Source organism: Protofrankia sp. CiP1_Cm_nod3, assembly GCF_982290655.1.
In genome coordinates this window covers 7,515-16,789 of the sequence record NZ_CEVIVD010000077.1, presented here as the reverse complement: position 1 = coordinate 16,789, position 9,275 = coordinate 7,515, and the positions used below count along the sequence as shown (strand labels likewise).

General features: G+C 69.0%; 12 protein-coding genes. 3 read left to right on the top strand and 9 right to left on the bottom strand.

The genetic code is table 11. From position 1 onward, the window contains the following. Window positions 1-33: 33 nt before the first annotated feature. The 4 genes from pstA to AC5LUJ_RS15300 form a co-directional block, all read right to left on the bottom strand. Window positions 34-1,092 carry a phosphate ABC transporter permease PstA gene (pstA, locus tag AC5LUJ_RS15315; protein ID WP_250285020.1) on the bottom strand — a complete coding sequence of 353 codons (1,059 nt, stop codon included), beginning with the start codon at window positions 1,090-1,092 and terminating at the stop codon, window positions 34-36. Next, the gene (gene pstC, locus AC5LUJ_RS15310) at window positions 1,089-2,108 is read right to left on the bottom strand and encodes a phosphate ABC transporter permease subunit PstC (RefSeq protein ID WP_250285028.1); all 1,020 of its coding nucleotides are present in this window, start codon (window positions 2,106-2,108) and stop codon (window positions 1,089-1,091) included. The genes pstA and pstC overlap by 4 nt, the downstream gene beginning before the upstream one ends. A gap of 122 nt (window positions 2,109-2,230) precedes the next feature. Continuing rightward, complete coding sequence (pstS, locus tag AC5LUJ_RS15305; RefSeq protein WP_250285019.1) at window positions 2,231-3,334, bottom strand: phosphate ABC transporter substrate-binding protein PstS; 1,104 nt, start codon at window positions 3,332-3,334, stop codon at window positions 2,231-2,233. A gap of 446 nt (window positions 3,335-3,780) precedes the next feature. Then, window positions 3,781-4,191 carry an STAS domain-containing protein gene (locus AC5LUJ_RS15300; protein WP_493465150.1) on the bottom strand — a complete coding sequence of 137 codons (411 nt, stop codon included), beginning with the start codon at window positions 4,189-4,191 and terminating at the stop codon, window positions 3,781-3,783. A 416-nt stretch (window positions 4,192-4,607) separates the two neighbouring features. Here AC5LUJ_RS15300 and AC5LUJ_RS15295 point away from each other — a divergent pair, with 416 nt between their 5' ends. After that, window positions 4,608-5,036 carry a hypothetical protein gene (locus AC5LUJ_RS15295; protein WP_250285016.1) on the top strand — a complete coding sequence of 143 codons (429 nt, stop codon included), beginning with the start codon at window positions 4,608-4,610 and terminating at the stop codon, window positions 5,034-5,036. Between the two features lie 26 nt (window positions 5,037-5,062). Here AC5LUJ_RS15295 and AC5LUJ_RS15290 read toward each other — a convergent pair whose 3' ends face one another. Together AC5LUJ_RS15290 and AC5LUJ_RS15285 are read right to left on the bottom strand one after the other, a co-directional pair. Continuing rightward, entirely contained in the window at window positions 5,063-5,434 is a 372-nt protein-coding gene (locus AC5LUJ_RS15290) for a hypothetical protein (protein ID WP_250285014.1), read from the bottom strand. A 254-nt stretch (window positions 5,435-5,688) separates the two neighbouring features. After that, entirely contained in the window at window positions 5,689-6,516 is an 828-nt protein-coding gene (locus AC5LUJ_RS15285) for an SAF domain-containing protein (RefSeq protein WP_250285012.1), read from the bottom strand. Between the two features lie 168 nt (window positions 6,517-6,684). Between AC5LUJ_RS15285 and AC5LUJ_RS15280 the strand changes: the two genes are divergently transcribed. Beyond that, the gene (locus AC5LUJ_RS15280; protein ID WP_250285032.1) at window positions 6,685-6,960 is read left to right on the top strand and encodes a hypothetical protein; all 276 of its coding nucleotides are present in this window, start codon (window positions 6,685-6,687) and stop codon (window positions 6,958-6,960) included. A gap of 409 nt (window positions 6,961-7,369) precedes the next feature. Here the strand turns inward: AC5LUJ_RS15280 and AC5LUJ_RS15275 are convergent, their stop codons facing one another. From AC5LUJ_RS15275 to AC5LUJ_RS15265, 3 genes are all read right to left on the bottom strand, one after another. Beyond that, window positions 7,370-7,999 carry a 5-formyltetrahydrofolate cyclo-ligase gene (locus AC5LUJ_RS15275; RefSeq protein WP_250285010.1) on the bottom strand — a complete coding sequence of 210 codons (630 nt, stop codon included), beginning with the start codon at window positions 7,997-7,999 and terminating at the stop codon, window positions 7,370-7,372. A gap of 1 nt (window position 8,000) precedes the next feature. Then, a complete protein-coding gene (locus AC5LUJ_RS15270; protein ID WP_493465149.1) occupies window positions 8,001-8,144 on the bottom strand; it encodes a hypothetical protein in 144 nt (47 codons plus the stop codon). Window positions 8,145-8,263: 119 nt separating this feature from the next. After that, a complete protein-coding gene (locus AC5LUJ_RS15265; protein ID WP_250292621.1) occupies window positions 8,264-8,536 on the bottom strand; it encodes a hypothetical protein in 273 nt (90 codons plus the stop codon). A gap of 116 nt (window positions 8,537-8,652) precedes the next feature. Between AC5LUJ_RS15265 and AC5LUJ_RS15260 the strand changes: the two genes are divergently transcribed. Then, window positions 8,653-8,880 (top strand): helix-turn-helix transcriptional regulator, encoded by a 228-nt coding sequence (locus AC5LUJ_RS15260; protein WP_250285005.1) that lies wholly within the window; start codon window positions 8,653-8,655, stop codon window positions 8,878-8,880. The last annotated feature ends 395 nt before the right edge of the window (window positions 8,881-9,275 follow it).

Here is a 9,275-nt window from a genome sequence, read left to right as displayed (position 1 = left end):
TGGACGGCGTGGACGGGGCAGGAGAGGAAAGCATCACCGGACCCTGGCCAGCCGGGCGATCAGTCGCGCGGCCGCGTTGAGCAGCATCACCAGGACGATGAGCGTCAGCGCGGCACCCCAGGCCCGGTCGATGGCGACCTGTTGCGGCTGGCCGGCCTGCGAGTAGATGTACAGCGGCAGCGCCGACTGCGGGCCGGAGAACGGGTTGAAGTTGATGGAGTCGGTCCCGAAGATGGTCAGCAGCAGCGGCGCGGTCTCACCGGCGACCCTGGCCACCGCGAGCATCACCCCGGTGACGATCCCCGGCAGCGCGGTCGGGAGCACGACCTTGACGATCGTCCGCCACCGGCTGACACCGAGCGCGTAGCTGGCCTCCCGAAGATCGTTCGGGACGAGCTTGAGCATCTCCTCGGCGGAGCGCACCACAACGGGGATCATCAGGATCGTCAGGGCGAGCGCGCCGGCGAAACCGGTTGGCTTCTGCTCGAGCGCGAGGATGTAGAACGCCAGGATGAACAGACCGGCGATGACGGAGGGCAGGCCGGTCAGCACGTCCACGAAGAAACTGATGGTCCGGCTGATCCGGCCCCGGCCGTACTCGACCAGGTAGATCGCTACCAGCAGGCTGAACGGAACGGCGAGAAGGCTGGCCAGGGCGATCTGTTCCAGGGTCCCGATCAGGGCGTGGTAGATGCCGCCGCCGGCGTCCCGCGCCCCGATGTTCCGCATGGAGTGGGTGAGGAAATTGACGTCGACGCGTTGCGCGCCCTTGGAGATCACGCTCGCCAACACCGCGACCAGCGGGATGACCGCGAGCAGGAAGGCGAGGTACACCAGGGTGGTGACGCCACGGTCGGTGGCCCGCCGGGAGCCCTCGACGGCGATCGACGCCACGGTCTGGCCGATCAGGTAGAGCGCCCCGGCGATCAGCACGAACTGGATCCGGCTCGTTATCGGGGCCAGCACGTACAGCACGACGGTGGCGGCGACGGCACCGGCGCCGATCGCGGGGAACACCGCCCGCGGCAGCCGTCGGCCGACCAGATGCAGGCCACCGGGGGCGGCGGCCATGGCGGCAGTCGATGTACTCATGCGGCGGCACCTGAGAATTCACGTCGGCGGGCGATGATGGCCCGGGCGATCATATTGACGATCATAGTGACGACGAACAGGACGAGACCGGAGGCGATGAGCGCTCCGCGACCGACGCTGTTGGCCTCGGCAAAGCCGTTCGCCACGTTCGCGGCGATGGTGTTGCCGGCCGGCGACAGGATCTGCCAGGAGATGCCGAAGGACGCGGGCAGTACCAGGGCGACCGCGATCGTCTCCCCCATCGCGCGCCCGAGCCCGAGCATCGACGCGCTGATGACTCCCGGCCGGCCGTACGGGAGCACCGCCGTGCGGATCATTTCCCACCGGGTCGCGCCGAGAGCGAGAGCGGCCTCCCGGTGCGCGATCGGCACCTGGAGGAAGACCTCCCGGGAGAGGGCTGCGACGATCGGCAGGATCATGATGGCCAGGACGACCGACGCGACGAAGATCGAACGTCCGACAACGCTGTTGTCGGTGGCGAACAGCGGAATCCAGCCGAAATAGTCGGTGAGGAACTTCTGGACGCCCTCCATGCGCGGGACGAGCACGATCAGGCCCCACAGCCCGAAGATGACGCTGGGGACGGCGGCGAGCAGGTCCACGACGAACGCCAGCGGGGCCGCGAACCGGCGAGGCGCGTACACCGTGATGAACAGTGCGATGCCGACCGCCACCGGCACGGCGATGGCCATTGCTATGACGGCCGTGAGCAGCGTGCCGAACAGCAGGGCCGCGACTCCGAAGACCGGCGGCGAGCCGTTCGGGAACCACTCCGTGGTAGTCAGGAAGTTGCCGGTGTTGGCGCTGAGGGCGTCCGTCGCCTCCAGCACCAGAAAGGCCGCGATCGCGGCGATGAGCGCGAGAAGGCCGAGACCGGCCGACCGGGTCAGGTTTTTGAACAGGGCGTCCATGGGTCTGGCCCGGGCGCCGTCGCTGCTGTTGGTGGGCTCCGCCGTGGCCACGGCGGCGTCGTTCCCCGGCGAGCCTTTCCGGGGGCCGTCCGGCTCACTGCTCATCATGCCTCTCAACAGGTTGTGTCAGGCAGTGTGCCCGCCCGCCCGCCTCACGCGGCGGGCGGGCGGGCACAGCGATGGATCGTCCGGTCAGGACTTGTGGGTACCGGATCGCCGTTTCAGAATCATGAAATTGTCGCTACGGCCGAGCGCACCCTCGCTGCAAGCCCACTCGGGAGCGGAGCGTAACCGAGGTTGGCGATAGCGGCCTGACCGTCCGCGGAGGAGGTGTAGGTCAGGAAGGACTTCACCAGCGCGGCCTGGTCCGCGGGCAGGCCCTTGGTGCAGGTGATCTCGTAGGTGACCAGGTAGATCGGGTACGCGCCGGATGTCGCCGCGGCGTAGTCGAAGGTCAGTTTCAGGTCGTTGCCTTCGGCGATCTTGGCTGTGCCCAGGCCCTTGGACGCGGCGTCCGTGCTGACCGTGACGTACTCACCGGCACCATTTTTGATCTTTGCTGTCGACAGGGCGGCGTTCTCCGCGTAGGACAGCTCGACGTAGCCGATGGCGCCGGTGGTCGACTTGACGGTCTGGGTCACCCCGTCGCTGCCCTTGGAGCCCTGGCCGCCCTGGGCCTTCCAGTCGGAGCCGGACCCGTGCGTCCAGTCGGCCTTGGCGACGCCGTCGAGGTACTTGGTGAAGTTGTCCGTGGTGCCCGAGCCGTCGGAGCGGTGCACCGAGACGACCGCCTTGTCCGGCAGGGAGGCCCCGGGGTTGTCAGCCGCGATCACGGGGTCGTTCCACCTGGTGACCGCACCAGAATAGATCTTCGCCAGCGTCGGGGCACTGAGCTGCAGGTCCTTCACCTCGGCGAGGTTGTAGATCACGGCTACCGGGCCGGCGACCATGGGCAGGTCGACGAGCTGGCCGCCGGTGCAGCGCTTGGCCGCGTTGGCCGCCTGGTCATCCTTGATCGACGAATCCGAACCCGCGAACGCCGTCTGGCCGTCGACGAACGCCTGCCTGCCCGCGGCGGAGCCGACCGACTGGTAGTTGATCGACGAACTGGCACACGCCTGCTGGTATTTCTTCACCCACTCGTCTATCGCGTTCTTCTGCGCCGAGGAGCCCGACGCGGTGATCGACCCTGTCGCGCAGGAGATCGCGGACGTGGTGCTGCCGCCTCCCGGCGTCGCCACCTCCTCGTTGTCGGAACCGCAGGCGGCCACCCCCAGCACCGCCGACATCGCAAGGCCCACGACCGCGACCTGACGCTTCCTTATGTTCACAAAGCGACCCTTCGACTTCAGCGCAACAGCGCTGCTCCGTCCGCCCCCGGACCGGGGTGCCGGCGAGAATCGAAGCGATTCAGAATGAACGAAAGATGAATGGGAGCGGACGCGAAACGGACGCTGATCAGAACACATCCGGGATCGGGCGAAGCGGCCGCGCAGGTCGCGGCGGGTGGGCCCCGGCCGCCGCGACACGCCCGCGCCACGGCAAACCGGTAGCCCGGCGGCATGGGCCTCCCCTGGCCCACCGGCGTCCGCTGTTCGTGTCCGCTGTTCGCGCCGACGACCGTCGGCGCCCGCCGGGCGAAGCCGCGAAAATGTCGCGGCCAGCGGCGCGGACGGTGGTCAGCCCCGACGGCGGGGCTGGGCGTCGGGACGTTCCGTGATGCGTCCGGCCGGCTACGCCGGGGCCGCGGAACACGCCGGGCAGTGTGTCCGCGAGCCTATCCGCGCCACTGGGAACGCCGGGGGACCTCTCCCCCGGTACGCCCCCCGGCATGCCCCCCAGGGTGTGGAGCAGCGGGGCCACGCTGGCTGTTCGCGCTCTCGACGTCGATGACATGGGCAACATTGGTGACACGCAGCAACCGAGTGATCTCCTCGCTGGGGCTGCGCAGAATGAGACGACCGCCGACGGAACGCTGGCGCTGATGCGCAAAAAGAATCACGGCGAGGCCCTGCGAGTCCATGAAGCTGACCTCGGCGAGGTCCACGATGATGTCCCTGGCCCCGGCGATCCGCGCGTCCAGCAGCGCTTCGCGCAGAGGTTCCAGCGAAGAGTAGTCAACGTCACCGATGGGACGGACGACCATGGCCTGCCGGCCACTCACCTCGACACGAACGCTGGGATACATGGCTCCCGGACCGACCGGACGTCCCCAGCGGCACGGGAGCTGGCCGGTGCGCTCCCACGTCGCTGCCCGCCCCTGATCGGGCGTGACACCCCCGGCTCTACCCCGAACCGCGAAAATCCACACTGTCTCCTTGCGCACAACCACGGCCCCTTGCGGGCAACCGCCATGAACAACCGTGGCTCCCCGCGGCCGACCGTGACCGGCTCGGTGACCGGCCCAGCGAGCCGCCCAACGCGACCCGCCCCTCGTGACGGGGCCACTGGCGACAGATGGGCTCCCGACAGGCGAATATATCAGCACAAAAACAGACAAGCCAGTAAAACTCCCCGTCTAACGGGATGGATCCGGCAACCATCACCAACGACGCTGGTCACATGACCAACGCAGCAGCACAGTCCCGATCAGGGAACGACCGAGTGTCCACCCTCGTCAGCCGGGCCGACGGCGCTCAGATCAGCATCGGCGTCCAGCCCGGTACCGGTATCGGGCCGGCGACGATCCTGCTCCGTGTCCGGTCGCCGCTGCCCGGTACCGACCACGCCACGTACCTGGCTGCGCAGGAGGCCCACCGCCTTGCCGCGGCCCTCACCGCCGCCGCGTGTGCCGCCCGCGAGCCCGGCGACCAGCCACGGGCGGCAAGCAACGACCCGCCACGCCCACGCCCGGACAGCCCCGCGTCACCCGAGCACGCTGTCACGATCTGCGAAGGGACCACCGTTTTCGATCTTTCCTGGCTGCTCGGCAGGCTGCCCGCCCACGCCCGTCTCGTTGACTTCGCCAGCGACACCGACGTCGTTCTGATCTTCAGCGTGGACGGCGCGGACGAGGCCGCCGGCCACGGGTGAGCACGACGGTCCGCGCCGACCGGCCGTCAGGTACGCACACGCCGCGTTTCAAGGTCGGCGCGGCTGTCGCACCAGTAGGGGCCTTCGTCCTCCACCACGTCAGTCATGATCACATGATGACGACCGACGTGTCCCGCCGACAGCAGGCAGGTGAGGCCCTCGGCGCGGCACCCAGGCGCGGTGACCGTCGCGGGTGTGCTCCAGACCAGCCACGCCTCCTGATTCCCCCAGCCCTGGAGAACGGCCATGTGCCTGTCCGGATGCCCGCTCTCCAGGGCGCACGTGACCTCGTCCGGCACTTCGTACGCCGCTCCCGGGAGGCCCTCGAACCGGCAGACGACCTCCTCGGGCACGCGCTGCCACGCGCCACAGGCACCATCGTCGATGGAGACACCCATCGTCGTTCCCTCCTGTGTGTCTCTGGGCCGCTCCGCTGCGGCCCAGTTACCAGGCCGAGTTACCAACGGCACGGATCAGTTGTCGCGAACAGTCCCGTGCCGGGGCGGCCAAAGCCCGCTCGGCCGACAAGCCCGATACAAGCACGCACAGCCCGAGCCTCGTACACCGGGTTAAAACTTTCCGTTTTGTCTTAACTTCATAGCGTAGTTGATCGCGAAAATCGACACCACCGGATCCGGTCACGGTGTGCCGATCACGGTGTATCGGTCATGGACGGCCCGCCCAGCACGGTCACTGACAGCCTGGCGTGCACCGCCGCGCCCGCGAGCGCGGCAGCCACCCCGGCGGTCGTGGCAACGATGACCAGTGCGCCTTCTTCCGTGCCGGGAGCGCGTTGCGCCGTTTCCCCGGCCCCGGGAAGCGCGAGAACGACGACGTCGGAGGCAACCACCTCCGCGCGCGGGACCTGCGCGTGCGGGGCCAGCGCCGATGGCGTCACCGGCCCCTCGGCGGCGGGCCCGGCACGATCCGTGGGGCGGCCCGCGGGCTGGTCCACAGCTGTCGTCCCATCCCACGGCTGCGACAGCGGCATGCCACCGACGTCGGTGGCGGCTGCCAGTACGTTCACATGATCGCCGACACGCAGGAACAGGACCGAGCCGGCGTCGGTGATACGCACCGGCGCGGCCACCAGGCCAGCCGCCGCCTGCCTCCGTGTGATCAGCCCGGGGCCGAGGACGCGCGCATCGGTGATCGGTTCGCCCTGTCGAACCGCAGCCGTCAGCGTGCGTCCGACCACATCCCGCGGGCTGCGTACGGCGCCAGCCGGTACAACGTCCGTCGGCAACGACGCCGTCCGGACGTCGGTCGCCGCCATGATGGCCCCACCCGCCAGATCAGCGGCCGCGACCACCACCGGCGTCGGGGACGGCGGCCGTGCCGGACGCACCGCCGCGACGGCGAAAAGCATGGCCGAAGCGGCGAGAACAGCCGCCAGCACCCGACGTCGTGCGCCGACCGCGATCCGCCAGGCGCGCCTGTATCCAGGACGGACCGCCTGGCGTCCGACGAGCGACATCATGACCTCCGCGATCATCGTCCGACAGAACGAAGATCACGTTAGTCGTCCGGCGAACCGGCGTCATCGCTCGGCCGCGCGCTGTGGACAACTCGCGGCGGAGCGCCATCCAGCGTCATAACCTGTGGATAGCGACTCGCGACCGGAGCGCCGCGACACCCGAGGACGTGCGTGGCAGCAGCCGGCCCTCAGGCCGCGGCGGTACCCGAAGCGGACGATCCCGACGACGACGAACTGGTAGACGCCGACGAGCTGCTGGAGGCCGATGAGCCGGTGGAGGCCGACGAGCTGGACGCGCTCGACGAGCCCTCCGCCGAGCCGCTGGCGGCGGCACCAGCGCCCACTGTCTCCTTGCTCGACGTACCAACACCGGCATCCTTGCCGGTCTTGTCCTTCGCTCTGTCCCGGGCGCCACCGCCGCTACCGGACCGGCTGTCGGTCTTGTAGAAACCGGAGCCCTTGAACACGACCCCGACCGAACTGAACACCCGGCGCAGTCTGCCGCTACAGGTGGGGCACTCGGTCAGCGCCGCGTCATGGAAACTCTGCACAACCTCGAGGTCACGATCGCATGCGGTGCAGCGGTACTCGTAGCGCGGCACGGACTCCTCCCCGGAGTTAGCACTCGACTTCGACGACTGCTAACTCTAACCCGAGACGCGCCCCGCGCGTTCCAAGAGCACCCCGAGAGCCGCGAACAGCCCGGCGCCCTACTCTCCGGACACCCCCCTCCAGGTCTCTCCAGGTCTCTCCAGGTCAGCCCGCGGGCCCCCGTCCACAGAGCATGATCTTTCGGCCTTCGCTCCGCGGAGTGACACAGCGAAGTGACACAGCGGACATCACGCACCCCAAAGCATCACTGTGAGCATTGACTCTGCATGCCATCGACCGTCTCGCAACGCAACGTGACTCTCGGCGTGACAACGACATGAACGGCGACGTCATGCGCCTCGGTGGGAACACGATCAACCAGTTCGTTGTCGTGCACGACAGCCACGAACAGGGCGTCCGGCCTCGCCCGCCGCAACGCCCGGTCATAGGACCCCCCGCCACGACCGAGCCGGCGGCCGTGCGCGTCGACCGCCAGCGCCGGGACAATGATCACATCCGCCTGGTCGAGATCGAAGACGGCCGCACCGAGAGGCGGCTCGCGGGTACCGAACGCGCCGGCGATCAGCGCGCCCGTGTACTCCCGGAAATCCAGATCGAGATCGGGCCGCATGGACGGCAGCAGCACCCGTATCCCCCTCTCCCTGAGCCGTCCGAGCAGACGGCCGGTCTCGGGCTCGCCGGGCAGACTCGCGTAGGCCGCGACCCAGCGGGCCGAGGCGACCTCCGGGAGATCGAGGATCCGCCGAGCCGTCGTCGCGGCGCCGTTCGTCTCGGCCGCCCCCGCGACGACAGGGTGGTCCGTACCAGCGAGCCGGCCTGCTCGCGCCGCGAGCAGGCGTGCGCGCAGCGACGTCTTGGTCCCGTCCTCGCGCACGTCAGCGGACGTCCCGTTCGATGTGGTGCGGAGGGCGCTCGGCACGCAACCGCTCGAGGTCGGCATCCGGTTCCCCCTCCGACCAGCCCTGGTCGTCACCCCAACCGATGTCACGGTCGTCGTCGGACCGTTCCTCGTCCCACACGAGCGCTCCTCCTGCCTGCTGGAAGCGTCCGGCAGCCCCGTCCGGCCCACCTGGCTCGTCCGGCGTCGGTCGGTCTTCCCCCTGAACCCGTATGCCCCGCTCCGGGGGTGTCGTACCAGTCACTTCTCGGTCCGCGGGGGCTCGTCGGCCGGGGGGGCCGGGTCCTGGACACGCTCGATTCCCCGTGCGATAGCGCCCACGACCGTGTCCAGCGCGTCGCGCACGCCTGCCGAGTATGCCTTGGCTTCCGCCCCTGACCTGGGCATTCCCTGCTCTGCCACGAACTCGGGCCCGACATCGATCGCCGCCCGCAGGGCGCGGCGGTAACGGAGCACCGAGATCGGGGGCTCCCCATTCGGGTCTTGATCATATGCTTCGTCTCGGTCGAGCATCGCTCGAACGCCGGCACGACGGGCCACCGGTGTCACCATCGACGTCCTCCCAAAATATTTGCTGTTTAGCAAAACAAACCATAGCGGTAACCTTGACAGTTAGCAAAGAGGCTACGATGTTCCGCGTGGACGACGGTGAGCGTTTGGTTGGCATCGGGGACATAGCGTTCCAGCTGAAGATCACGCGCCAGGCGGTTGACTACTGGACGCGCAAAGACCCGCAGTTCCCTCCCCCCCTGCAGATCGTCAACGCGCCGACCGAGGGCTCCAAAGGGACCAGGGTCTGGCGCAAGCGCGACATCGACGCGTGGATCGTCGAGTACTACCGACGGCGAAAGATCTGACCGGCCGAGGCCGATGCGATCGTCGCTCTTCGCGGGCCGCCAGACAAGCCGGCGGACGGGGAGCGCACGGCCCGGAACCCCCCGGCGGGGATCCCGGGCAACACCGTGTGACAGATGATCGGCCTACCCGCATCAGCGGGCTTCCGACACTCGAGCACACAACCGCAGCGGATCCGGCCGAGCACTGTCCGACGGATACTCCGGGGCTCTTCCGCCCGCCGGGCCCGGGCCCTCCCGACGGCGAACGCCCGCCTCCAGGCCACGCAGGACGACCGCCGGGGACAACGGTCCCGGACAGCAGTCCCACCGGAGGCACCGCCCCGGCCGGATGCCGCACCGTACCGACAGATGCCCTCTTCAGCGGCCCCTCCTCAGCGGCCCCTCCTCAGCGGCCC

Coding starts and splice junctions, on each gene's coding strand:
- pstA (WP_250285020.1), bottom strand. CDS start 1,092: ATGAGTACATCGACTGCCGCCATGGCCGCCGCCCCCGGTGGCCTGCAT.
- AC5LUJ_RS15290 (WP_250285014.1), bottom strand. CDS start 5,434: ATGGGTGTCTCCATCGACGATGGTGCCTGTGGCGCGTGGCAGCGCGTG.
- AC5LUJ_RS15260 (WP_250285005.1), top strand. CDS start 8,653: ATGTTCCGCGTGGACGACGGTGAGCGTTTGGTTGGCATCGGGGACATA.
- AC5LUJ_RS15300 (WP_493465150.1), bottom strand. CDS start 4,191: ATGTATCCCAGCGTTCGTGTCGAGGTGAGTGGCCGGCAGGCCATGGTC.
- pstC (WP_250285028.1), bottom strand. CDS start 2,108: ATGAGCAGTGAGCCGGACGGCCCCCGGAAAGGCTCGCCGGGGAACGAC.
- AC5LUJ_RS15265 (WP_250292621.1), bottom strand. CDS start 8,536: ATGCTCGACCGAGACGAAGCATATGATCAAGACCCGAATGGGGAGCCC.
- AC5LUJ_RS15285 (WP_250285012.1), bottom strand. CDS start 6,516: ATGATGTCGCTCGTCGGACGCCAGGCGGTCCGTCCTGGATACAGGCGC.